General features: G+C 65.7%; 16 protein-coding genes and 3 pseudogenes. 10 read left to right on the forward strand and 9 right to left on the reverse strand.

The window, feature by feature from the left end:
* The first annotated feature begins 191 nt into the window (after window positions 1–191).
* Both BBSC_RS01675 and BBSC_RS01680 read left to right on the forward strand, forming a co-directional pair.
* Window positions 192–1058, forward strand: coding sequence for an ABC transporter ATP-binding protein (locus BBSC_RS01675; RefSeq protein ID WP_033518010.1), 867 nt, complete (start codon window positions 192–194; stop codon window positions 1056–1058).
* Window positions 1055–2509 carry an FtsX-like permease family protein gene (locus BBSC_RS01680; RefSeq protein WP_033518012.1) on the forward strand — a complete coding sequence of 485 codons (1455 nt, stop codon included), beginning with the start codon at window positions 1055–1057 and terminating at the stop codon, window positions 2507–2509. The genes BBSC_RS01675 and BBSC_RS01680 overlap by 4 nt, the downstream gene beginning before the upstream one ends.
* Window positions 2510–3133: 624 nt before the next feature.
* Here the strand turns inward: BBSC_RS01680 and BBSC_RS01685 are convergent.
* The 5 genes and pseudogenes from BBSC_RS01685 to BBSC_RS01705 form a co-directional block, all read right to left on the reverse strand.
* The gene (locus BBSC_RS01685; RefSeq protein ID WP_033518014.1) at window positions 3134–4639 is read right to left on the reverse strand and encodes an ABC transporter family substrate-binding protein; all 1506 of its coding nucleotides are present in this window, start codon (window positions 4637–4639) and stop codon (window positions 3134–3136) included.
* Between the two features lie 54 nt (window positions 4640–4693).
* Window positions 4694–5635: pseudogene (locus BBSC_RS01690) on the reverse strand (ABC transporter ATP-binding protein); the annotation flags it as partial.
* Window positions 5636–5796: 161 nt separating this feature from the next.
* Window positions 5797–6795, reverse strand: a pseudogene (locus BBSC_RS01695) (ABC transporter permease).
* A 25-nt stretch (window positions 6796–6820) separates the two neighbouring features.
* A pseudogene (locus BBSC_RS01700) lies at window positions 6821–7507 on the reverse strand (ABC transporter permease); the annotation flags it as partial.
* 242 nt (window positions 7508–7749) lie between these two features.
* Window positions 7750–8691, reverse strand: coding sequence for an AEC family transporter (locus tag BBSC_RS01705; RefSeq protein WP_033518017.1), 942 nt, complete (start codon window positions 8689–8691; stop codon window positions 7750–7752).
* Between the two features lie 186 nt (window positions 8692–8877).
* Between BBSC_RS01705 and dapE the strand changes: the two genes are divergently transcribed.
* Entirely contained in the window at window positions 8878–10158 is a 1281-nt protein-coding gene (gene dapE, locus BBSC_RS01710; protein ID WP_081893000.1) for a succinyl-diaminopimelate desuccinylase, read from the forward strand.
* 331 nt (window positions 10159–10489) lie between these two features.
* Here the strand turns inward: dapE and BBSC_RS01715 are convergent, their stop codons facing one another.
* From BBSC_RS01715 to BBSC_RS01730, 4 genes are all read right to left on the reverse strand, one after another.
* Window positions 10490–11323 (reverse strand): carbohydrate ABC transporter permease, encoded by an 834-nt coding sequence (locus tag BBSC_RS01715; RefSeq protein WP_033518052.1) that lies wholly within the window; start codon window positions 11321–11323, stop codon window positions 10490–10492.
* Between the two features lie 2 nt (window positions 11324–11325).
* The gene (locus BBSC_RS01720) at window positions 11326–12342 is read right to left on the reverse strand and encodes a carbohydrate ABC transporter permease (RefSeq protein WP_144414392.1); all 1017 of its coding nucleotides are present in this window, start codon (window positions 12340–12342) and stop codon (window positions 11326–11328) included.
* Window positions 12343–12458: 116 nt separating this feature from the next.
* Complete coding sequence (locus BBSC_RS01725) at window positions 12459–13763, reverse strand: ABC transporter substrate-binding protein (RefSeq protein ID WP_033518019.1); 1305 nt, start codon at window positions 13761–13763, stop codon at window positions 12459–12461.
* 58 nt (window positions 13764–13821) lie between these two features.
* Window positions 13822–15042, reverse strand: coding sequence for an aminotransferase class V-fold PLP-dependent enzyme (locus tag BBSC_RS01730; protein WP_033518021.1), 1221 nt, complete (start codon window positions 15040–15042; stop codon window positions 13822–13824).
* A 193-nt stretch (window positions 15043–15235) separates the two neighbouring features.
* Between BBSC_RS01730 and BBSC_RS01735 the strand changes: the two genes are divergently transcribed.
* From BBSC_RS01735 to BBSC_RS01765, 7 genes are all read left to right on the forward strand, one after another.
* Window positions 15236–15940 carry a FadR/GntR family transcriptional regulator gene (locus BBSC_RS01735; protein WP_033518023.1) on the forward strand — a complete coding sequence of 235 codons (705 nt, stop codon included), beginning with the start codon at window positions 15236–15238 and terminating at the stop codon, window positions 15938–15940.
* A gap of 310 nt (window positions 15941–16250) precedes the next feature.
* Window positions 16251–19088: an Rne/Rng family ribonuclease gene (locus BBSC_RS01740; RefSeq protein ID WP_046726111.1), complete on the forward strand. Its 2838-nt coding sequence runs from the start codon at window positions 16251–16253 to the stop codon at window positions 19086–19088.
* Window positions 19089–19318: 230 nt separating this feature from the next.
* The gene (gene rplU, locus BBSC_RS01745) at window positions 19319–19627 is read left to right on the forward strand and encodes a 50S ribosomal protein L21 (RefSeq protein WP_033519478.1); all 309 of its coding nucleotides are present in this window, start codon (window positions 19319–19321) and stop codon (window positions 19625–19627) included.
* A 30-nt stretch (window positions 19628–19657) separates the two neighbouring features.
* On the forward strand, window positions 19658–19906 hold the full coding sequence (gene rpmA, locus BBSC_RS01750) for a 50S ribosomal protein L27 (protein ID WP_033519479.1): 249 nt from the start codon (window positions 19658–19660) through the stop codon (window positions 19904–19906).
* Window positions 19907–20025: 119 nt separating this feature from the next.
* Complete coding sequence (gene obgE / locus BBSC_RS01755) at window positions 20026–21696, forward strand: GTPase ObgE (RefSeq protein WP_033519480.1); 1671 nt, start codon at window positions 20026–20028, stop codon at window positions 21694–21696.
* Between the two features lie 143 nt (window positions 21697–21839).
* Window positions 21840–22970 (forward strand): glutamate 5-kinase, encoded by a 1131-nt coding sequence (gene proB, locus BBSC_RS01760; protein ID WP_033519481.1) that lies wholly within the window; start codon window positions 21840–21842, stop codon window positions 22968–22970.
* A 130-nt stretch (window positions 22971–23100) separates the two neighbouring features.
* The gene (locus tag BBSC_RS01765) at window positions 23101–24306 is read left to right on the forward strand and encodes a pyridoxal phosphate-dependent aminotransferase (protein WP_171818110.1); all 1206 of its coding nucleotides are present in this window, start codon (window positions 23101–23103) and stop codon (window positions 24304–24306) included.
* Window positions 24307–24509 lie beyond the last annotated feature (203 nt).

Below are 24509 nucleotides of genomic sequence, written 5' to 3' on the forward strand. Positions count from 1 at the left end.
GCCGTCCTGCCTTCCGTCTTGTCTGCGGCCCGCCGTCGGGAGCAGGCAAGGCGGCTTTGCCGATGGCCGGCGATCGGCAACGCCGCGTGATACCCCCTAATCCTCACGGATGAGGGCGGCCCGTGCGTCGCGGCCAAGTTCATCCCGCTGCCTGATGGTTGGCTGAGCGTGACCTTCGTATTGTCGGTGATATGACTACAACAACACCGCAATATCAGCAATTCCAGCAGCCCGTGCAGCCTCGGGCCGGACAGCAGCCCGCTGTGCCGGCCGGCGCCCAGCCGGTGCTGATCGCCACCGATCTGGTCATGGACTACAGCGCCGCCATGGCCCGCACGCAGGCCGGCCGCGCCACGACCGGCGTCGGCGCCGGGCCGTCCGCCGCCGTGCCGGGCATACACACCCTGGCGCTGAACCATGTGAGCTTTGCGCTGGTCGAAGGCGAAAGCGTCGCGGTCATGGGCCCGTCGGGCTCCGGCAAGTCGACGCTGCTGCACTCGCTGGCCGGCATCATCAAGCCGACCGGCGGATCGGTCGCCTTCCGCGGGGCCAACCTGACCGCGATGAGCGACGCCGACCGCACCAAGCTGCGCCGCGGCGCCTTCGGCTTCGTCTTCCAATCCGGGCAGCTGCTGCCCGAACTGCCCGCCGTGGAGAACATCGCGCTGCCGATGATGCTGGGCGGCATGGATTATCGCTCGGCCACCGATGCGGCCATGCTGTGGCTCGAACGGCTCGGTCTGCGCGCGCTCGCCACGCACCGTCCCGGCGAGATGAGCGGCGGTCAGATGCAGCGCATCGCGATCGCCCGCGCGCTCGCCGTGCGCCCGGCCGTCGTCTTCGCCGACGAGCCGACCGGCGCCCTCGATCAGGCCACCGGACGCGAGGTCATGGGCATCCTTATGGAGGCCGCCCAGGCCAACGGTTCGGCCGTGGTGGTCGTCACGCACGACCCGAACGTGGCCTCATTCTGCGGGCGTACCGTGATCATGCGCGACGGGCAGCTGTATACGGCCGAGGCGGCCGCGCAGTACGGCTGGAACGGGGGCGCGCGATGAGCACCTTCGCGCTGTGGCGCCTGTTTCACCGCCCCGGGTCGCGAGGCTCGGCCGGTCACACCTCCGTGCTCGCCATCGTCGCGTTCGCCGCGGCGACCGCGATCTTCCTGACCGTGCTCGGCGGCGTGCACGGCTTCATCTGGCGCGCGTCACCCGACCACACGGTCGGCTGCCTGCTCAACGATGCGGCCTGCGCCCCCGGCACCCGTGCCATATGGCTGAAGCGGCTCTCCGACCCCAGTGATCCGGCCGGGATCGCCGGCGGCTACGTGCTGCTCGCCTGCTTCGCCTGCGTGCTGCTGATCGTGCCGTTCATGGCGCTCGCCGGCTCGGCCGCGCGCCTGGCCGCCTCCCGCCGCGACGCCCGTCTCGCCACGCTGCGCCTGGCCGGGGCGACCAACAGCCAGGTGGTCAAGCTGACCGCGCTCGATGCGGCCGGCCAGGCCCTGGTCGGGGCGCTGATCGGCATTGTCGGCTATTTCCTGATCATGCCGCTGATCATGCTGCTGCGCTTCCAGAACCAGGGGTTCACCTTCGAGCAGCTGTGGGTCGGCTCGCTGACGCTGGTCGCGGTGCTGGCCGGCGTGACCGTGCTGGCGCTGGTCTCGTCTCTGATCACGCTGCGGCGCGTGGCGATCACGCCGCTCGGCGTCACCTCGCGCGCGTCCGAGCCGCTGCCGTCCGCGTGGCGCGTCGTGATCTTCGTGGCGGTGGTGGCCGCCGCGATGTTCATGTTCAAGAATCCGGAACTGCTGCGCGGCTTCGGCAACGTGGCGCTGTATGCGATGGTGTTCGGCTTCATGTTCCTGTGCTTCGCGCTGATCAACCTCGCCGGGTCGTGGGTGGTCACCGCTCGTGCCAAGGCGCGTGCCCGCCGCCCGAGGAACGTGGCGACCATGATCGCGATGCGCCGTATCCTCGACAACCCGAAGCGCGCGTGGCGCAACGTGTCGGGCATCGCGCTGGCCGTGTTCATCGCGGGCATCACGTCGATCGCCGGATACGTCACCGTGTCGAGCAGCAGCGGGGACGCCGGCGCGAACGATGTCGGCATGATCTTCGCCCGTGATATCGGCACCGGCGGCATTCTGACGCTGGTGTTCGCGGCGGTGCTCGCCGCCGTCAGCTCGGGCGTGATGCAGGCCGGCAGCGTCTATGACCAGGCCGCGGAATACCGCATGCTCGTGCTTGAAGGCACTGACGTGGCCACGCTGAACAAGGCCCGTTTCGAGGAGGTGTTCACCCCGCTCAACACGGTGGTGCTCGTCTCCGGCGGCTGCGCGATGCTGCTCATGCTTCCGCTGTTCGCCGAGGCGATGACCGCGCCGGCCACGCTGCTGAGCTTCTTCGGCGGGCTCACGCTGTGCTACGTGCTGGTAGCGGTCGGGGCGTTCGCCTCGAACCGGGTGGCCGCGAGCCTGGATCTTATGGATTACCGGGCCGACGACTGACGGTGGCGGCGGCCGGATGGCGCCGGGTGGCGCTAGATGGTGCCGGATGTCATGGGATCGGCGGCAATTGCGGCGTAACCGCGAGTTGTCGGTGCGGGGTTGAGCAGTGGAACCGGTTGTAATGCTGTTTATAGCGTTACAACCGGTGTTTTTTGCGCTTGTCTCGCCGGGCGCGCACCGACAACTCGCGGTTACGGATCATGTGCGGTTGAGGCGTTGGGGATTCCTGGCCTCTCCTTAGGGAGAGGGGAGCCGGAAGGAGCCGGCGGCGCATATGCAAAAGCCTCCCGTGCGCCGCTGCGAGGCACACGGGAGGCTTCCCAACCGCAGCATCATATGCAGAATAAGGAGTAAGGGCATATGTTGCCGCGGTCGCACCGCGCCGGGATCCGCCGCGGGCCGCGACCGGCATCGAAAGCTCCATGCAGTCGATGCGTGCGGCCGGCCGCCTTCGGCACGGTGACTATTCAGTTATCGGCGTCGAATCGCACCGGCATCGCCGTCAAATCATCGATCGAATCATCAGTCGAATCATCAACGACGGCCGCCAGGCGACCCGTCGCCGCGTGACGGACGTTCATCAGGCCGGCGTCCGGTCGGGAAGCGCCGGCCCGGAGAACGACGTCACTTCTGCCAGCCGATGTCCTGCGGCAGGCTGCCGGCGAAGCCGGACGGGCCATAGTTGGCCAGGCCCTTCTTTGCACCGAGGTACGAAGCCGGGTTGGAGACCGGGATGGTGCCATACAGCTTGAAGGCTTCCTTCTCGGCGGCGTTCACGGCCTTGGTCTGCTCGTCATAGTCGGAGAGGTTGCCGGCCTTCTTGACGAGCTCGTCGATCGTCTTGTTGCCCACGTAGGAGAAGTTGGACGGGCCGTCGGAGGTGTACAGCTGCGGGGCGGACACCACGAAGGTCATGGCGCTCGGAGCCTGCCAAGCCATCGGCAGCACCTGGTAGTTGCCGGAAGTCACGGTGTCGGAGAACTTGGACTCGGCCACGTTCACGACCTTGACCTTGATGCCGGCCTTCTTCATCATCGCCTGGTAGGCGTTGGCGAGGGCCTGCTGGGTGGCGTCGTCACCGAAGAAGGTGAAGGAGATCTCAAGGGTCTTACCGCCCTTGGCGTAGTAGCCGTCCTTGCCCATCTTGTAGCCGTCGGCCTCAAGGGTCTTCTTGGCGTTGTCCACGTTGTACTTGGCCTCGGAGGGCAGGTTGTTCTCGTAGCCCTTCTGGAACGGCAGCAGCAGCTCGGAGCCCGGCTGATCGGCCTTCCAGTTCAGGCCCTGGAACTGCACGTTGTTGTAGGTGTTCACGTCGAAGGCCTGGGTGATGGCCTTGCGCACCTGCAGGTCGTCAAGCGGCTTGGACTTGCCGTTGTATTCCAGCACGCGGGTCTTGGTGCTGTAGCCGATGCGCAGCTGGGCGTCCTTGACGGAACGGATGGCCTTGATGTCGTCCTTGGTGGAGGCATCCACGGCATCGATCTCGCCGTTCTGGAAGGCGTTGAGGGAGGCGGTGTCGGCCATCTGCTTGTAGACGATCTTGTCCAGCTTCGGCTTGTTGCCCCACCACTTCTCGTTCGGCACGAAGGTGACCTGGGAGTCGGAGAAGGAGTCGACCTTGTACGGACCGGCGGCCCACTCGTTGTGCGGGTTCTTCACCCAGCCCCGAGTGAAGGTCTTCGGGTCGGCGGCCTTCGGGTTCACCAGAGCGCCGAAGACTTCCTGCCACGGGTAGTATGGGGTCTTGTAGGTCACCTTGATCGGGGAGCCGCTGACCTGGTCGGTCATGAGCAGGCTGGGCTGGTACCAGCTCCAGAACTCGGACATGTAGCTGGTGTTGCCGTCGGAAGACATGTAGTTCCAGTTCGGGCCGATCTCGATGGCGGACAGGGTCAGCGTGCCGCCGTCCTTGACGTTGTCACGGCTCTGGTGGTTGTCGTAGCGCTCGGTGATCTTCGGCATGGGCAGATCGCCGGTGTACGACGCATCGATGCCTGCCGGCGGTTCGGCGGCGCTCGAGGCGCCGTTGGAGCCGTTGCCGTTGCCATTGCCCGAGCCGCAGCCGGCGAGCAGCATGGCAAGCGCCGCAGTGGCCGCGGCGAGCGCGGTCAGCTTACGTGTCTTGTTCATTGTTGTTTCCTCCTCTTATCATTGTTGTTTCCTCCTCTTATAGAGTTCCGACCGTCATGCGAAGTGGCATGCAACCTGATGGCCGCTCGGTCGGGAAGTATCATGCGGGCGCAGCGCCGGGCGTTCGCCGCGGCAGCGGGCCTGTTGTTCGGCGCTCAGCTTGGGCTTGAGCGGGCGGCGGCCCATGAACGGGCAGCCTTCGAACGTCTCGGTGGGGCTGGGCACCTCACCTTCGAGCACGATGCGCTTGCGGGTGCGTTCCGCCTTCGGGTCCGGCACCGGCACGGCGCTGATGAGCGCCTGGGTGTACGGGTGCAGCGGGTGCTCGAACACGTCCTCGGTGTCGCCGGATTCCACGATGCGGCCCAGATACATCACCGCCACGCGGCTGGAGATGTGGCGCACCACCGACAGGTTGTGGGCCACGAACAGGTAGGCCACGCCCAGCTTGTTCTGCAGGTCCTCAAGCAGGTTGATCACGCCGGCCTGGATGGACACGTCCAGCGCGGAGACCGGCTCGTCGAGCAGCACGAGCTTAGGGTTGACCGACAGCGCACGCGCGATGGCGATGCGCTGGCGCTGGCCGCCGGAGAACTGCGTGGGGAAGCGGTCGACCTGGTCGGGGTTCAGCTCCACCAGGCGCATGAGTTCGCCGATGCGTTCGCGGATCCGCTCCTTGGAGTAGTGCTGGACCTTCATCGGCTCGGCCAGGATGTCGTAGATCGGCAGGCGCGGGTCGAGCGAGCTCATCGGGTCCTGGAAGACGTACTGCACGGCCGAACGCAGCTCGCGGCGCTTCTCGCGCGGGATCTTGTGTTCGAGCTTGGTGCCGAACATCTCGATCTCGCCTTCCTGCGGCTGTTTGAATTCCATGATCTCCATGAGCGTGGTGGACTTGCCGGAGCCGGATTCGCCGACGATGCCGAGGGTCTTGCCGGGGTACAGGTCGAAGTTCATGCCGCGCACCGCGTGCACGGTGCCGGCCTCGGAGGCGAAGCTGACGGTGAGGTCGCGTACTGAAATCACCGGTTCCTGTGCCACGTTGTGCGCTCCTGTGTTGGTGTCGTTGCTGGTTGTGATGTCGTTTGCCGCGTTGCTTGCGTTGCGCTGTTCGTTCTTGCTGCGCTGTTCGTCGCTCATGATGATCGCCTCGTCTCTCATTCGGCCTTGCCGCCGGAACGGGAGTACGGGTCGATGGCGTCGCGCAGGCCGTCGCCGATCAGCTGCACGGAGAAGGTCAGGACGATCAGCACCACGGACGGGAAGATCAGCACCCACGGCGAGGTCTGCACCACGGACTGGCCGGCGTTGAGCAGCGTGCCGAGCGAGGTGTCGGGCGCCTTGATGCCCAGACCCAGGAAGCTCAGTGAGGTCTCGCTGTTGACCGCGCCGATCACGCCGAGCACGGTGTTGATGACCAGCACCGAGCCGAGGTTCGGCACCAGGTGGCGCACGATGATGGTGAAGGACGGCACGCCCATGAACTTCGCCGCGCGGATGTATTCGCGGTCGCGCAGGCTCAGGGTCAGAGTGCGCAGCGTACGCGCGTAGCCGATCCAGCCGAAGGCGGTCAGGCCGATGGCCAGCCACAGCCAGTCGCTGCCGCCGGCGGCCATGCCGACGATCAGGGCGATGAGCAGGAAGGACGGCACGACCAGCAGCATATCCAGCAGCCACATGCCCACATGCTCGAACCAGCCCTCGAAGAATGCCACGGCCGTGCCCACCAGGGCGGCGATGATCGTGGTGCCGAAGGAGCTGAAGATACCGATGGTCAGCGAACGGCCGAGGCCGCGGATGATCATCGCGTACATGTCCGAGCCGCCGACGGTGGTGCCCAGCCAGTGCTCGGCGGACGGTGGCGAGGCGAGGGCGGCGAAGTCGGGTTAGTCGTAGCTCCATTGGGAGAGTTTCGAGCCGAAAATCGCCAAGAGGATCAGCAGAATCAGCACCACCAGGCCGACCACGGCCGAGGGGCGGCGCATGAAGCGGCGCACGTACAGCTGCATGCGGCCGGTGCGGTGGAAGTCGTCGTTGCCGGACGCCTCCTGGGCGTTCCTGGCGTCGGCGGACTGCGGCTCGCTGCCCTGCGGATCGGTGAGTTCCATATCCTGGGCGTCGGCGTCGGAGACCATGTTCTCGTTGTCGTTCATCATGTTTGATCGTCCTTTTGCGCGGGGCTCAGCTCAGTCGGATGCGCGGGTCGAGCCACGCGGAGAAGATATCCGACAGCAGCGCGCCGGTCAGCGTGCACACGCCGCCGAACGCGGCCACTGCCACGGCGCCGTTGATGTCATTGTTGGCGATGGTCTGGGTGAAATACATGCCCAGGCCGTTGATGGCGAACACGTTTTCGGTGATCACCGCGCCGGTGAACACGCCGGCGATGGAGAAGGCCACGTCCACGGCGGTCGGGATCAGCGAGGTGCGCAGCGCGTGGCGGCGGATGGCCGCGTTGAGCGTCAGGCCCTTGGCACGGGCGGTGCGCACGTAGTCGGCGTTCATCGTGTCGAGCAGGTACGTGCGCTGGGTGAGGTGGTAGCCGACCATGCCGGGGATCGTCATCACGATGGTGGGCAGTATCAGGTGCTGCAGGTAGTCGAGCAGCCAGAGCACCGGGTTGGAGCCTTGGTAGGAGTGCAGGCCAGTCACGTAGAACACGCGGTTGCCCACGATGTTGTTGAAGTTGATGTCCAGCAGCACCACCATCAGGCCCATGACGGCGGCCGGGACCACCAGGAAGAACGTCGCGGTGGCGTTGAGCACGCGGTCCTGCCACTTGTACTGGCGGATGGCCGTGTACACGCCGATGCTCACGCCGAAGATGATGGAGAGCACGGTGGCGAGCGTCACCAGCTGCGGCGAGGCGTGGTGGCCTGTGGTGGTGTGTGGCGACGAACTTCGCTGATGCGGTATCGGATGGATGAGGTCGGATCGAACCCGTTCGTTCGGGTGTGTTGAGGATGCCCCCGATTTGATGCGGGGGATGGCTGTGGTGCTGGTGTCCCGCGTTACGATTCGGCTGCGATGGCTGGCTCCTCTCAGTCGGCTACGCCGACAGCTCCCCTCAGAGAGGGGAGCCGGCGTTAGGCGGCTGGAGCGTCTCGCGGTCAGCTCAGCAGCGCTGCGATGACCGCAATGAACACGGGGCTGGTCATGGTGCTGATGAGGATGCCGTCGCGCGCGAAGGTGAGGCCCACGTTGTAGCGGGCCGCGTAGTTGTAGACGTTCTGGCCGGTCGGCAGGGCGGCGAGCACCACGCAGGCGTACAGTTCGGCGCCGCGGAATCCCATCACGAAGTAGGCGAGCAGGAACGCGATGACCGGCATCACGATGTTCTTGAGCACGGCCACGGTGAAGATGGCGGGGCGGTCGCCCTTCTGCTGCAGCGGCTTGGTGCCGTGCAGCGACATGCCGAACGCCATGAGGATCATGGGCACCGCGGATTCGCCGATCATGTTGATCGGGTCATAGAGGAAGTTCGGAATGAACCAGCCGGTCTTCGCGTGCACGGCGGACAGCACGATGCCCAGCAGCGAGCCGATGAGCAGCGGCTGGTGCAGCGGCTGCTTCGCGATCTCCTTGGCCGACACCTTGCCCTTGGTCGTCACGTCGAGCGCGGTCAGGCCGATCGGCGTGAACAGCGCCTGCTGCATGACGAGGATCGGGGCCACGAGCGCGCCGTTGCCGAGGATGTACGTGGCGATCGGCAGGCCGATGTTGTTCGAATTGAGGTACAGCGAGTTCAGCGCGCCGATGGTCGCGTCGGCCGCGCCCATGTGGAAGAACATGCGGTTGAGGATCAGGAACACCACGCCGACGAGCATCGCGGAGAAGAACGCGACGATGATCGAGGGGTGGAAGATGTCGAAGATCGGCTCCTTGGAGAGGATCGCGAACATCAGGCACGGGCTGGACACGAAGAAGCTGAACCTGTTGAGCACCATCTGGGCGCTCGGTCCGCCGATGCGCATGCGCGCGGCCACGTATCCGACGAAGATCACGATGCCGATGACGCAAAAACCTTCCATGGCACTCAATAAACCCGGCATATCGCCTTCCTTTTCCCTCGCGGACCTACCTTGATACTGCCATATACCGCTCGATTTCGAAGTTCCGTCTCATAACGTAGGCGGGCGGGGGCGTGCGATTGTTGCGCCGCGGTGATTTTGCCGCTCAGCGTAGTCCTGCGGGTGCGGCGCGCCGAAAACGCTCGCCGGACCGTTAGGATTGGCACTATGACGAACGCGACGAACACAACGGGCAATACGGCAAGCAATACGGTCGAGCCGAACGATCTTGCGAACAGGACGGTGGCGGAACTGGGCATCCCCGCGGGGGCGACCCGCGATCAGGCGCTCGCCGCCCTGCTGGAGCAGATCATGGGCGCCTATTCGGTGAGCGACAGTGAAGGGCCTCTCGCCGGTGCGGTCGAGCGCTTTCTGCGCCGGCAGCCGCATCTGGCGGTCCGCCGCCACGGGGACACGGTGGTGGCGTCCACCGATTTTGGCAAGGCGCAGCGGGTGATCCTCGCCGGCCATCTCGACGTGGTGCCGGTGATCGACAACTTCCCGCCGGAATGGCTGGAACCCGGCGACGCGCGCATCCGCGGGGACGTGGCGTCCGCGCATCCCGGCGAGCGCGTGATGTGGGGCCGCGGCGCGACCGACATGAAGGCGTCCGACGCGGTGATGCTGTACCTGGCCGCCGTGCTCGACGGCCGGAACGCCGACCCGAACTACGATCTGACCTACGTGTTCTACGACCACGAGGAGGTCGCCGCCGAAAAGAACGGCCTGCGCAAGGTGGTCGAGACGCATCCGGACTGGATCACCGGCGATTTCGCGATCATCGGGGAGCCGACCGACTGCGGCATCGAGGGCGGGTGCAACGGCACGATGCGCTTCGACGTGATCACGCACGGCGTGGCCGCGCACTCGGCGCGCGCATGGATGGGCAGCAACGCGATCCACAAGGCCGCCGAGATCCTCGGCCGTCTTGCCGCATACGAGCCGAAGGACGTGACGGTGGATGGGCTCGTTTACCGCGAGGGCGTCAACGCCACGCTGATCTCCGGCGGTAAGGGCACGAACGTGATCCCCGACGAGTGCCGCGTGCACGTCAACTACCGTTTCGCGCCCGACAAGACGCTCGCCGAGGCGAAGGCGCTGATGATCGGCGCGGATGCCGGCGCCGAGCTGGGCAACGGCGAGCACGTCGCCACCGGCGGCATGTTCGAGGGCTTCGGCATCGAGATGAAGGACGAGTCGCCATCCGCCCGCCCCGGCATGGATTCGCCGCTGGCCGCCTCCCTCGCGCGGCTGGTCAAGGAACGCACCGGTCGTGAGCCGCTCGCCAAGCTCGGCTGGACCGATGTGGCGCGCTTCGCGATCCTCGGCATCCCCGCGGTCAACCTCGGCGCCGGCAGCCCGCTGCTCGCCCACAAGCACGACGAGCAGCTGCCCGAAAGCAATCTCGCGCTGATGGCCGATATCCTCGAACGCTGGCTGGTCGGCTGACGGCCGCGCTCACTGCGCCGGTAATAATTCGTTTGTCATATCCGGCTCCCCTCCATGAGGGGGAGCCGTCGGCGTAGCCGACTGAGGGGAGCGCATGCGAATCGGCTTGATATCAGGCGTTCGCGGGAATGCTCCCCTCAGTCCGCTTCGCGGCCGGCTCGTCCGCGATCAAGGACGGCCTTACGGCCGCAGTCTTGTCTGCTCACTGTCGTTCGCCTTCGCCTGCAAACGCCTCCGGCGTTTGCTTCACGGTTCAGCCTCGGGAGGAGAGCCGTCGCTCCTATGTATATGGCGCTGTGCCCGCGTTGCGGGGGGCGAATCAGACTGGACGCTATTTCACCGCGCCGGCGGTGAGTCCCGCGACGATATGCTTGGACGCGAACGCGAACAGGACCATTGAGGGAATGATCGCGAGTACCGCCGCGGCCGACAGGGTGCCCCAATCGATGTCGAAGCTTGAAATAAAGCCGTTCAACGTCGCCGGGATGGTTTTCACGCTTGATTTTTGCGCCAGCGTCACGGAGATGAAGAGTTCGTTCCAGCAGTTCACGAAGTTGAACACGAAGGAGGCGATGAGCCCCGGGCGCATCACCGGCACGACGATCAGCACCAGTGATTGCATGCGGTTGCAGCCATCCACCATGGCGGCTTCTTCGATCTCCGTGGGGATGTTGTCGAAGAAGCCCTTCAGCATGATGGCGCTGAACGGTATGCACATGGCGACGTACACCAGCACCAGTCCGGAAAGCGTGTTGACCTGGTGCAAGTGCGTCATCATGATGTACAACGGGCCGAGGGCGATGAACGCGGGGATCATCTGGGTCACCAGGAAGCACAGCAGCAGGGCGGTCTTTCCCCTGAACTCGAATTTCGAGAGCACATAGCCCGACAGCATGGCGATGAACGTGGAAACGAGTCCGGCCACAAGCGCCGTGATGAAGCTGTTCCTGATGTTGACAAGGAAATCCGAGTCGTCGAACAGCGTCCGGTAGTTCTCCAGAGAAAACACCGAGGGCCAGTACCGGATCGGGTATGTCGACACCGCTCCGGGATCCTTGAAGGATGTGATGAGTATCCAATACAGGGGAAACGCGGTGATGACGCCCCACAGCGCCAGATAGAGGACTTTGAGTATGGCCAGGGGAATGGAACGCTTGCCGATCATGATCACTCATCAACTTTCTTATTGAGTAGGGGAAGATACACCATGGCGAACATGGTGAGGATCAGCACCACGATGAATCCGATGGCCGAACCGTGCCCGTAGTCGCCGGTGCCGTTGACCTGCACCATCCAGCTGGTCAGGATGTGGGTCTGGTTCGCGGGGCCGCCGCCGGTCATGGCCCAGATGATGTCCGGGAAATTGAAGATCCAGATCACGCGCAGCAGAATGGTGGTGGTCAGCGTCGGGCTGATGCAGGGGATGACGATGCTCCATACGGTGCGTACGCGTCCGGCGCCGTCGAGAGCCGCGGCCTCGAGTATGTCCTGGGGCACGGATTGCAGCGCGGCGAGGATCATGATGGCGAAGAACGTCACCCCATACCAGATGTTGGCGATGATCGCCGCGGCCATCGCCGTGTTCGGGGCGGCGAGCCAGTTGATCGGGCTGTGGATAAGATGCGCCTTTTCCAGCAGATCATTGATCACGCCGAATTCGGCGTTGAACATCCAGCGGAACAGGATGCCGATCAGGAATCCGGACACCGCCCATGGAAAGAACACGAAGGCCTGATACACGCCGCGGAAGCGGAATCGCTTCCACAAGGCCAGCGCGAGGAGAAAGCCGAGTATGAGCTGGGGGGTGATGGACGCCAGCACCCAGATGATGCTGTTGCGCACGATCGCACCGAAGTTCTGGTCGGACACGATGTCCTTGAAGTTGTGCCATCCCACCCACGAGGTGTCGGTCAGGTCATTGAGGTTCCAGTTACGGAATGCCATATTGGCGCCGGACAGCACAGGGTAGTAGGTGAATATGATGACGAACACGATCGCCGGCAGCAGGAACAGGAAGATGGTCAGGGCATTGCGCCACCGGAAGATCCGTTGCTGCGTTTCGACGGTGCTGTCGGCGTCGATGCGGTAGTAGGGCTTGTCCGGGTCATAGCTGCTGATTTTGGGAATGCCGGGCTTGTCGGGCTTGTCGTCTTTGGTCTCGGGCGTAACGGTTTGATGTGTCATCGAGTCGCCTCGTTTCTTGGATTGTGGTCTGCGCGCATGGCACGAAAAGGAGCGCATGCCCTCCCGAAACGGTCATGACTGTCCGTGACGGGAAGGCATGCGGGTGAGGATGCCGGCTACTGGGCCCACTTTTCGGTCCAGTACTGATCCCATCCCTTGAGCAGATCGGTGGTGCTGATCTTGCCGAGCAGCCACTGCTGGATGTCGGCATCGGACTTCTGGCCCCAATCGGTCCACCAGCTCACGGAACGCGGCTGGGTGACGTTGATGTAGGTGCTGGGGTCGTTGGTCATCGTCGCGTAGCTCTTCCACTTACCGGTGGTGTACTGGCTGCTGTTGATGGCGCTTTTCACGATCGGCACCAAGCTGTTCTCCGCGGCGAAGGTGGTGGCCGGCTTCTCGGAGGCCAGGTACTTGATGAGCTTGAGGGCTGCGGCTTGGTGCTCGGAGCTCTTTGCGATGCCCCAACCGGCGGCGGCGATTGGCTGTGCGGCCTTGCCGGTCGGCCCGGTGAGCAGCGGTGCGGTATCCCATTGGTCCGTGGTGATGGAAGTGGACTTCGATAGCGTGGAGATCACTTCGGGGTCCTGCAGCAGGAATGCGGTGGATCCGTTGGAGAATCCTTCGACCATCTCGGGGTATCCCCATGAGACGGACGACGGCGGCGAAGCCTTCTTGAAGATCTTCAGGTAGGTGTCCATGGCGTCCTTCGCCTCGGGTGCGGAGAAGATGGTCTTTCCGTTCTTGAGCTTGAACGCGTTGGAGGTATCGAGCTCATCGGCCACATAGGCTTCGATGATCGCCACGGCGTTGGAGTCGGAATTGGAGCCGCCGCGGAACGCATATCCGTACTGCTTTTTGTCGGTGTTCTGGATGGCGCTGGCCTGTTCGAGCAGATCATCCCAGGATTTCGGCGCTTCGGAGAATCCCGCCTGCTTGATCAGATCCGTGCGGTAGAACAGCGAGAGTCCGTAGAAGCCGTAGGGCATGTACCAGATCTTGCCGGATTCTCCCTTGGCGCTGTTCTTGGCGTTGTCGGTGAGCTTATCCCACCCGTCCCAGTTCTCCATATCGGAGGAGAGATCGTCCAGCCAACCGTTCTTCGAGAATCCGCCGACGGTGATGTCGCGCACCTCGAGCACGTCGATGCCTTCGCCGGATTGCAGCATCTGCTGGATGGTCCGATCCGCGGAATCGGTGGGCGGGGATACCAGGTCGACGGTGATGTCGGGATTCTGCGCTTCGAAGTCCTTCAGCAGAGTCTTCAGGATTTTCGTGCGTACCGGCGTGGTCAGGCTTTCGACCATGGTCAGCTTGGTCTTGCCGTCATCTGCGGATGAGGAGCCGCAGGCCGCCAAGGGCACCAATAGGCTGATGGCTGCACTGGCGGCGAGGCACCGCGTGAGGGTTGTGGGTTTCATGGTTCCTTTTCTTCCCGTATGTGGCATACGGATGATGATGTATTGGAGGGGTAAGTGCTTAGCGTGAGGCCTCCCGCGCCCATTGGCACAGGGCGGGCACGCACAGGTCGGCGAACCGCTGATAGTCGTCGGCGGTGTTGTATACGAATGCGGACAGGCGCAGATAGCCGATGCCGTCGAAACTGGTGAAGGCCGCCTCCACGTCGAACGCATCGGATACGCGGTCGCGGAGCAGATCGGCCGAATCGTGGTCGGGGGCGAGACCCTCGGGCAGGCGGACCAGCCGCATGGCCGGAGCCGGGCTCGATAGCGCCACATGGTGGTCGCCGCCAGTCTGGCGTTCGAAGGCGCTGGCGATGAGATCCTGCCCGTAGTCGGCAAGCGACTGTATGTATGCGAGGATACTGTCCCAGCCGCCGAAGGTGCGGTCCATGTATTGGATGGTGTGCGGGGCGCACAGGTAACTGGTCTGGTCAAGCGTGCCCTGCAGGTCGAATCGCTCGGGATACGGCAGATCGCGCCCCCACGAGTTGATGAGCGGCTGGAGGCTCTGCGCGAGTTCCGGGCGCGATATCAGCACGGCGCATCCGCGTGGATTGCAGATGAATTTGTGCAGGTTGCCGATCCAGTAATCGGCGCCGATGGCGAGTGGGTCACCGGGGATGAGCCCCGGGGCGTGCGCTCCGTCCACCAGGATTCTGGCCCCATGCCGGTGCGCGGCTTCGGCGATTCGCGCGACCGGGAACGTCATGGCGGTCGGCGACGTGATTTCGTCGGCGATCACCAGACGGGTTCGCGGCGACATCGCCTTGTCGAACGCGGCGACGATATCGTCATCCGTCGCGTCGATGGGGATGTGGACGGTTCTGAGTATGCCTCCCTGGTTCCTGGCCATGCGTTCGGCTCCCATCACCACGGCCCCGTAGCCGTGATCGGACACCAGAATCTCCTCGCCGGGGCTGATTCGGATGCTGTTGACTACCACGGTGGCGCCGGCGGAGGCGTCGGGGACGAACGCCAGCGCCGCCGGATCGGTGCCAAGCAGCTCGGCCGTTCGTGTGCGGGCTTCGCCGAGCGCGCCCGGCGCGGCGATGAACCACTTGACCGGTGAGGATTCCATGCGGTCCTTCAACTTGGACTGGTATTCCGGAACGTCGGTTGGCACGGCGCCGTAGGGGCCGTGGTTGATGTGCAGGGTTGGCTGCTCGAGCTTCCAGTGCCGTGCCGCCGGAACGCCGTCGACGTCAAGCATGGGGGTTGGTGCCGTTGTGGTGGTCATTGCCTGTCCCTTCGTTGTGTGCTGCGAGCAAATATATAAGTGATATGAACACTTTGATGACTTCTCTGTTTCTTCGACGTAAAATCTAAGGAAAATCGCGGATTGTGTTACATGTGATCAAGCACTCATAATATGACTTAATGATCTTTTACACTGGCGTCTATATGCCCAGGAATGCAGAGGTGCGTGCGGTATGGCGATGGATGAGGCTCTCGGCGCGATTCGCGACTACATTGCCGACGGGAAGGTCAAGCCCGGCGACAAGCTGCCGTCCGAGGGACGCCTGTGCGAGATGCTCGGCATGTCCCGGAGCCCGGTGCGTGAGGCTTTGAGGATGCTCGAGGCGCTGAACGTAGTGGATATCCGCCATGGCTCCGGCGTGTACGTCAAAAGCCTGGGCTCCGAGGAACTGATCGCCAGCCTGTCCTTGGTGATGGGGCTGATGCCCCTGTCGTCGTTGCTGGATATGTATGACCTGCGGCTGATCGTCGAGTCGTCGTTGACGGAGCGCGCGGCGGCGCGCATCACCGATGATCAGATCGACGAGCTGCTGCGCATTCAGATGTCGATCGAGGCCGCGGTGCATCCGGACGGTACGTCGAAACTCGATGACGAGTTTCATGATTTGATCGCGCGGGTGGCCGACAGCCCGTCGTCGCGCGCGTTGCTCGGGGTGATGCGGTCAAGATCGAGCAATTATCGACTGTACCGCACCGAACGGGCGATCGAAGTCTTCCGCGTGAATAACGCCGGGCATCGCGAGATCATCAATGCGTTGAGACGCCGTGACCCGGTGTTGGCCAAAGGAGCCATGGCGGCCCATATCGATTCCACGAGAGGCTGGCTGGCCGCGTTGAAGCCCGAGGCCGAGATCAAGGAAAGTGATTCCGGCCGTTAGTCTGCGGTGCCGGTATGGCCGGGATATCGGCATGCGAGAGACTTCGCCGGAAAATGACGCACTGTTCACGCTCCGGCAATTTTTGTGTCATACTTAGGGGTGGCGGTTCTGCAAGCCGCCGAGCATCCGACGGCGTCGATCCCCTTGCGTGTGCATTCCGCAGGGCCGGTGTCCGCCGTCGCGGCAAGGACTTTTTGACCGTTGCTTCATGCGGGCGCAATCTGATGCGCGACCACGGTGAGAGCGTGGTGTGACAGCCGTATGGGGCTTGACCTAGGCGATGCGGTTGCAGCGCGTCGCGAGGAGCATTGTGCCCAGTGTAAATCAGGAGGGCCTCGGCGACGCCGAAGCCGTTGAAAACGTTGTACCGGATCTGTCGTCGCTGTCCCAGAGCGCATCGTCCGCAACCCCGGCCCCGCGCCGCCGCCGCGGCGGGCGCCGCGTGGTGCGTGGGGCGGGCGCCGCGGGCGCCGCGGTCGCGCTGACCGTCGAGGACCATTCCGCGCCGCTGTTCGAGGAACCGCGGGTTCCCTCGCTGGACGACCACGATGCCGAGCGGGACGACGCCCCGTCCTCGCGCCCGTCCCGCGGATCGAATCGCCGCAGGCCGTTGCACGCGGATGCGGATGCCGACGCAGCCGAGGAGACGCCGGCGAGCGGGGCCCCGGCCCGCGGCGACGGCGATGCCCGCGACGACGAGCCGGTGCGCCGCACCCGTTCCCGCCGCCGCACCCCGATGCGCGACCAGAATGACGATGACGATGCGCGCGGCGACGAGGCTCCGCGCCGCTCCCGCCGCACCCGGAGCGTGTCGCGTGACGAATCCGGCGACGACCGTCTGCTGGACGCCATCGACACGTTGCCGGAGGACCGCGGGGCCGGCCATGGTTCCGCGCGCGGCCCGCGCCCGATGACCTCGCTGCTGTTCCAGGAGCCGGTGCTTCCGGCGATCGGCAGCCGGGCCCGCGACGACCGCGACGATCTCGACGACCGTGGCCGCGATGCCGCGGCGGATCGCGACGACCGCGATGCGGATGCCGAACGTCCATCCCGCCGCTCCCGTCGCCGCCGTGGCGGCGGCGAACTCGTGCCGGTCCCCGCGGGCGACGCGGATGAGCGCGAGTCCCGGTCCGACCACGACTCTCGGGGTTCCCGCGACGACGCCGACGAGGCCGAGTCCGGCCGTTCCCGCCGTTCCCGCCGCCTGAACGCGCAGGAGCGCCGCGCCGCGGCCGAGGTCGAGCAGATCGAGGAGGACCTCGAATACGACGACATCACCTATGCGCCGATCACCGAGGAGGATCTGTCCGAAGGGCCGACCCGTTCCCGTCGTCGCCGCCGCAGGGGAGGCAAGGACGCTGACCGCGACGCCGATCGCGCCTCGCGCGAGAACCGGGACGACCGCGATTCCGGCGAATCGTCCGATGCCGGCGCCTCCGACGAGTCGCCGCGCCGCCACCGTGACGAGGGCGAGGACGAGGATTCCACGGTGACCCGCCGCCGTCGCCGCCGCCGTTCCAAGTCGGGCGACGACTCCGCCGAGGAGTCGCCGCGCCGCTCCCGCAAGCAGCAGTACATCGACGAGATCACCGACATCGAGGGCTCCACGCGACTGGAGGCCAAGAAGCAGCGCCGCCGCGACAACCGCCGCGAGCGCTCCCGTCAGTCGCAGCTCATGGAGCAGGATTTCCTCGCCCGCCGCGAGAACGTCGAGCGCCTGATGGTCGTGCGCCAGCGCGGCCGCCATACGCAGATCTCCGTGATCGAGGACAATGTGCTCGTCGAGCACTACGTCTCCGACATCCAGGAGGTCGCGACGGTCGGCAACGTGTATCTCGGCCGCGTGCAGAACGTGCTGCCGAGCATGGAGGCCGCATTCGTCGACATCGGCCAGGCGCGCAACGGCGTGCTGTACGCCGGTGAGGTCAACTGGGACGCCGCCCGCCTCGACGGCCAGCCGCGCCGCATCGAGCTCGCGTTCAAGTCGGGCGACCCGGTGCTGGTGCAGGTCACCAAGGACCCGATCGGGCACAAGGGCGCCCGCCTGACCTCGCAGGTCACGCTGGCCGGCCGTTTTCTCGTGCTCGTGCCGTCCGGCGGCATGACCGGCGTGAGCCGCAAGCTGAGCGACCGCGAACGCAGCCGGCTCAAGGGCATCGTCTCGAAGATCGCGCCGAAGGACATGGGCGTGATCATCCGCACCGCGGCCGAGGGCGCGTCCGAGGAGGCGATCGTCAAGGATCTGGAGAACCTGATCCGCCAGTGGGAGCGCATCACGGCCAAGCGCGAGGAGTTCCTGCACGGCCGCCGGCCCAAGCTGCTGCAGGGCGAGCCCGATGTGGCGATCCGCGTGGTGCGCGATATCTTCAACGACGACTTCAAGCAGATGATCGTCGAAGGGGACAATGTCTACGACCGCATCGAGGAGTACCTCGAGACGATGGCCCCCGACCTGCGCGACAAGCTCGTCAAGTGGGACCCGGCCGAGCACGAGGGCAAGGACGTGTTCGACCGATGGCAGATCGACTCCCAGCTGCGCAAGGGCATGGAACGCCAGGTGTACCTGCCGTCCGGCGGCTCGATCGTCATCGACCGCACCGAGGCCATGACCACCATCGACGTGAACACGGGCCGCTTCATCGGCAAGGGCAAGAGCCTCGAGGAGACGGTGACGCGGTGCAACCTGGAGGCGGCCGAGGAGATCGCCCGCCAGCTGCGCCTGCGCGACATCGGCGGCATGGTGATGATCGACTTCGTCGACATGGTGATGCCCGCGAACCGCGATCTGGTGCTGCGCCGCCTGGTCGAGTGCCTGGCGCGCGACCGCACCAAGCACCAGGTGGCGGAGGTCACGTCGCTCGGCCTGGTGCAGATGACCCGCAAGCGCATCGGCCAGGGCCTGGTCGAGGCGTTCTCCGAGGAGTGCCCGACCTGCAAGGGCCGCGGGTTCATCCTGCACGACGAGCCGACCGTCAATGCCGAGTACGACGATCCGTACGCGCTCAAGGGCGGCGACCCGTTCATCAAGACGAACAAGCACGGCCGCGGCGCCGACGTGCAGGTGCCGCAGGGCTCCAGCGCGGCCGTCAAGGCCAAGCTCGCCCAGATCGCGGCGGCCGCCGTCGCCGCGAACACCGGGGACGAGTGACGGACCAGCCTTTTGGCATATCGGACATATCGGAATGGACGGCATCGGGTCCGACTCCGTCCATTCCGGTATGCCGAACATCAAACGGCGATCGGCGTGTCAGATTTGACACGCCCGGAATTCGACTTGCATTAGTACAAGGGTCGGTGTACGTTTGATAGTCGGTGTCTGACCAGCGGCTTGCGTGTGTCAGGCAAGTAGCTTTATAACACCATAGCAAGGAACGAAGCATGTACGCGATTGTGAAGGCCGGTGGCCATCAGGAAAAGGTCGAGGTCGGTGACGTGATTCTCGTCAACCGTCTCGATGCCAAGAAGGGCGACGCCGTGGAATTCCCGGTGGCCCTGGTTGTGGACGGCGCCAAGGTTGTCCTGGGTGCCAAGGATCTCGCCGCAGTTTCCGTCAAGGGCGAAGTTGTTGACGACGAGGCCAAGGGTCCGAAGATCAACATCATGAAGTACAAGAACAAGACCGGCGTGACCCGCCGCAAGGGCCACCGCCAGCCGCTGACCGCCGTCAAGATCACGGCGATCGCCTGATTGCAGGACTAGGACCGAAAGGAACAGATCATGGCACATAAGAAGGGCGCTTCCAGCTCGCGCAACGGTCGCGATTCAAAGCCTCAGTACCTCGGCGTCAAGAAGTACGGCGGCGAAGCCGTCGTGGCCGGCAACATCATCGTTCGCCAGCGCGGCACCGCTTTCCACCCGGGCCAGAACGTCGGCATGGGCAAGGACCACACCCTGTTCGCCCTGACCGACGGCAGTGTGAAGTTCGGCGTGCGTCGTGACCGCAAGGTCGTCGACGTCATCGCGTGAAATCTTTGATGACAAAGACCGCATCGGTTGCCGATGCGGTCTTTTTTTTTATGCGCCGCCGGCGCATGCGGGCCGGCGCGAGGGACCCCGCGACGGGGGTCACGGTAAGGTGGAGTGTTATGAGTGATTTTGTGGATCGAGTGACCGTCCATGTCAAGGGCGGCGATGGCGGCAACGGCTCGGCCGGCATCCGGCGCGAGAAGTACAAGCCGCTGGCGGGGCCGAACGGCGGCAACGGCGGCGATGGCGGCTCCGTCGTCTTCGTGGCCGACCGCAATGCGAACAGCCTGCTGGATTATCGTTTCATCCCGCACCGTTCCGCCGGCAACGGCACGATGGGCCTGGGAGACACGAAGGACGGCTCCAAGGGCGAGGACCTGATCCTGCCGGTGCCGGTCGGCACGGTGATCTTCGAGGCGCGCGGCGCGCAGGGCAGCCCCAAGCATCCGGGCGAGCAGCTGGCCGATCTGCGACATGAGGGCGACCTCTTCGTGGCCGCCGCCGGCGGCTCGGGAGGCCTCGGCAACGCGGCGCTGGCGAACCGCACCCGCCGCGCGCCGGGCTTCGCGCTGCTCGGCGAGCCGGGCGACGAACGCGACGTGATCCTGGAGCTCAAGTCGATCGCCGACGTGGCGCTGGTCGGCTTCCCCTCGGCGGGCAAGTCGAGCCTGATCGCCGCGATGAGCTCGGCCAAGCCGAAGATCGCCGATTACCCGTTCACCACGCTCGTGCCGAATCTGGGCGTGGTCATGGCCGGCGACTCGCGCTACACAATCGCCGACGTGCCGGGGCTGATCCCCGGTGCCTCGCAGGGCAAGGGCCTCGGACTGGAGTTCCTGCGCCACATCGAGCGCACCGAGATCATCGCGCATGTGATCGACTGCGCGACGCTCGAACCCGACCGCGACCCGATGAGCGACTATCAGGCGCTTGAGCACGAGCTCGCCGAATACGCCGACAAGCTGGAGCTGCCGCTTGGCGCGATCCCGATCCCGGAGCGTCCGCGCATCATCATCCTCAACAAGGTCGATGTGCCCGAGGCCAAGGAGCTCGCCGAGTTCGTCCGCCCGGACTTCGAGAAGCTCGGATTCCCGGTGTTCGAGGTGTCCACCGCCTCCCACGAGGGGCTCAAGGAGCTGGGCTATGCGCTGGCTTCCCTGGTGGCCGAGATGCGCGAGGAGGTCGCCAAGCGCGAGGCCGCCGAGGAGGAGGCCCGCGTGGTCATCAAGCCGCTGGAGCAGTCTGCCAGCCGTCGCCGCCGCGTGGCCGACGAGGGCGGCACCGCGCTGGACTTCACCGTCGAGCGCAAGGAGAACGGCAACGGCGACGTGTGGTACGAGGTGCGCGGCGCCAAGCCGGAGCGCTGGGTCATGCAGACCAACTTCGACAACGACGAGGCCGTCGGTTATCTGGCCGATCGCCTCGCCAAGCTGGGCGTCGAGGACGAGCTGCGCCGCAAGGGCGCGAAGCCGGGCGACGAGGTGCGCATCGGGCGCGGCGACCGCGCCGTCGAATTCGATTGGGATCCGACCATCGCGGCCGGCGCGGAGATGCTCGACGGCGCCCAGCTCGGCGCCCGAGGCAAGGATCTGCGCCTGGAGAGCGAGGAGCCGGGCGGCCGGCGCCGTACGAACTCGGAGCGCCGCCGCCAGTACCACGAGATGATGGACGCGAAGGCCGCCGTCCGCGAGGCGATGATGGCCGAACGCGCCGCCGGGCACTGGGCCGATCCGTCCGTCGACGACGACCGCCACGACGAGACAAGCCTGTTCGGCCGCGGCGAGGAGTGATCCCGGGGAACGGGGTCCAGCCGCGTGCCGGGCGTGGCGTACCATGCACGGGACGCGGCCGTATGCGGCGCGTGAGTCGCCGGGCCCCAGCCGGGATCCTGATCGTATGACCTGATCGTATGAGTTGCACAGGGGAGGAAGTTATGCCCGTTTCCGAGGCGGAGGTGCGCCTGGCGGTTGCCGCGGCGCGGACCGTGGTCGTCAAGGTCGGATCGAGTTCGCTCACCCAGCCGTCCGGGCACCTGGACGTCGGCAAGCTGTCCGCGCTGGCCGCCGCGCTGTCGGCGGCCGTGGGGCAGGGCGCGCGCGTCGTGCTGGTCTCCTCCGGCGCCATCGCCGCTGGGTTCGGCCCGCTCGGATTCGACTCCAGGCCCACCGACGTGGCCACGCAGCAGGCCACCGCGGCGGTCGGCCAGGGGCTGCTCATGGCCCAGTACGAAATGGCGTTCGGCCGGTTCGGCGTGCGCGTCGGCCAGATCCTGATCACGGCCGAGGACACGATCCGCGCCGTGCAGTACCGCAACGTGCAGCGCACGCTGGGACGGCTGCTCGAGCTCGGCGTGGTGCCGATCGTCAACGAGAACGACTCGCTGGCCAGCAACGAGATCCGCTTCGGCGACAACGACCGCCTGTCCGCGCTGGTCGCCAATATCGTGCGCGCCGACGCGCTTGTGCTGCTGACCGACGTCGACGCGCTGTACACCGCGCCGCCCTCGCAGCCCGGCTCCCGCCGCATCGGCTATGTGCCCGACGTGATCGCGGCTCTCGACGACGTCACCGTCGGCGGATCGGCCTCCGGGGTCGGCACCGGCGGCATGGTCACCAAGCTGGAGGCGGCCCGCGTGGCCGCCGTGTCCGGCATCCCGACGGTGCTCACCTGCGCTTCGAACGCCGGCCCGGCGCTGATGGGCGATCCGGTCGGCACCGCGTTCGCGCCGGTCAAGCACCGCGGGTCGTCGCGGCGCCTGTGGATCGGGTTCGCGGCGAACCCGCGCGGCACGCTCGTGGCCGACGAGGGCGCGTCCCGTGCCGTGCGCGGCGGGCGGGCCAGCCTGCTGTCCGCCGGCGTGCTCGAGGTGCGCGGCGAATTCTCCGCCGGCGACCCGGTGTGGATCGACGACGAATCGGGCGAGCACCTGGCGCGCGGACTCGCGGGGTTCGACTCCGAGGAGATCCCCCAGATGCTCGGCCGCACCACCGTGCAGCTCAAGCGTTTTCTCGGCGACGAGTACGCGCATCCGCTCGTGCATCGCGACAACCTTGTACTGGTGTGAACGCGGGGCGCACGCCGGGCGAATGCCGACGTGAACGCTTGCGTTGGCATTCGCCGCGCGAATCGCCCGGCCGGCGCCATATCCGGTCTACCGGATTTCGCGTGTTGGGTTTAGCATGGGAGCCATGACTATGGCTCAATGGCAGACTCTTTCCGACCGTATCAACAATGTGGCTCCGAGCGCGACTCTGGCCGTCGATTCCAAGGCGAAGGCGATGAAGGCCGCCGGGCTCGATGTAGTCGGTTTCGGTGCCGGCGAGCCGAATTTCCCGACGCCCGCCCCGATCGTCGCGGCCGCGGCCGAGGCGGTGCAGGACCCGAAGAACTATCGTTACACGCCGACCGCCGGCCTGCCCGAGCTGCGCAAGGCCATCGCCGAGAAGACGCTGCGCGATTCCGGCTATGAGGTGGCCCCGGAGCAGGTGGTGGTGACCAACGGCGGCAAGCAGGCCGTGTACGAGACCTTCCAGATCCTGCTCGACGAGGGCGACGAGGTCATCATCCCGACCCCGTACTGGACCAGCTACCCCGAGGCCGTGAAACTGGCCGGCGGCAAGCCCGTGGAGGTCTTCGCCGGCGGCGACCGCGACTTCGAGCCCGATCTGGCCGCGCTGGAGGCGGCGCGCACCGACCGCACCAAGGCGATCATCGTCAATTCCCCGAACAACCCGACCGGCGCCGTGTGGAGCCCCGAAACGGTCGTGGCGATCGGCAAGTGGGCCATCGAGCACCATATCTGGATCATCTCCGACGAGATCTACGAGCACCTGAACTACGACGACGCCAAGACCACGTACATCGGCGCGGCCGTGCCCGAGTGCCGCGACCAGCTCATCGTGCTCAACGGCGTGGCCAAGACCTACGCGATGCCCGGCTGGCGCGTCGGCTGGCTGATCGCGCCGGAGCCCGTGGCCAAGGCCGCGTCCAAGCTGCAGGGCCACATGACCTCCAACGTGGCGAACATCTCGCAGCGGGCCGCGCTGGCGGCGGTGTCCGGCACGCTGAACGAGGTGTACCGCATGCGCGAGGCCTTCGACGTGCGCCGCAAGGCCATCGTTACGGCGCTCAACGGCATCGACGGCGTGACGTGCCCGGTGCCGACCGGCGCGTTCTACGCCTTCGCCGATGTGAGTGCGCTGCTGAACCGCCCGCTCGGCCCCAACGGCACCGTGTCGTCCAGCACGTCGGAGCTGGCCGCCGCGCTGCTCGACGAGGCCCATGTCGCCGCGGTGCCCGGCGAGGCCTTCGGCGCCCCCGGATACCTGCGGTTCTCCTACGCGCTGGCCGACGACCAGCTCGCCGAGGGCATGCGCCGGTTCAAGCAGTGGGTGGCCTGATCGCGCCGATTGCGGGCCGGCCTCGCCGCGTTGCGTGTCGCGGCGAGATCGGCCGGCGTGGCTCCCGTTGAGACATGCCGACATATCGTTGGAATCCCGTGGTTTTGCCACGGGATTTTCCATTCGATTGGACGAACGGGAGAAAAGCCGCTAGTATTTCTCCTTGGCGGTTTTGCCGAGCGTAAGCGTCCCGGTCTAGCGGG

The sequence above is a fragment of the Bifidobacterium scardovii JCM 12489 = DSM 13734 genome (assembly GCF_001042635.1).
Lineage (GTDB): Bacteria > Actinomycetota > Actinomycetes > Actinomycetales > Bifidobacteriaceae > Bifidobacterium > Bifidobacterium scardovii.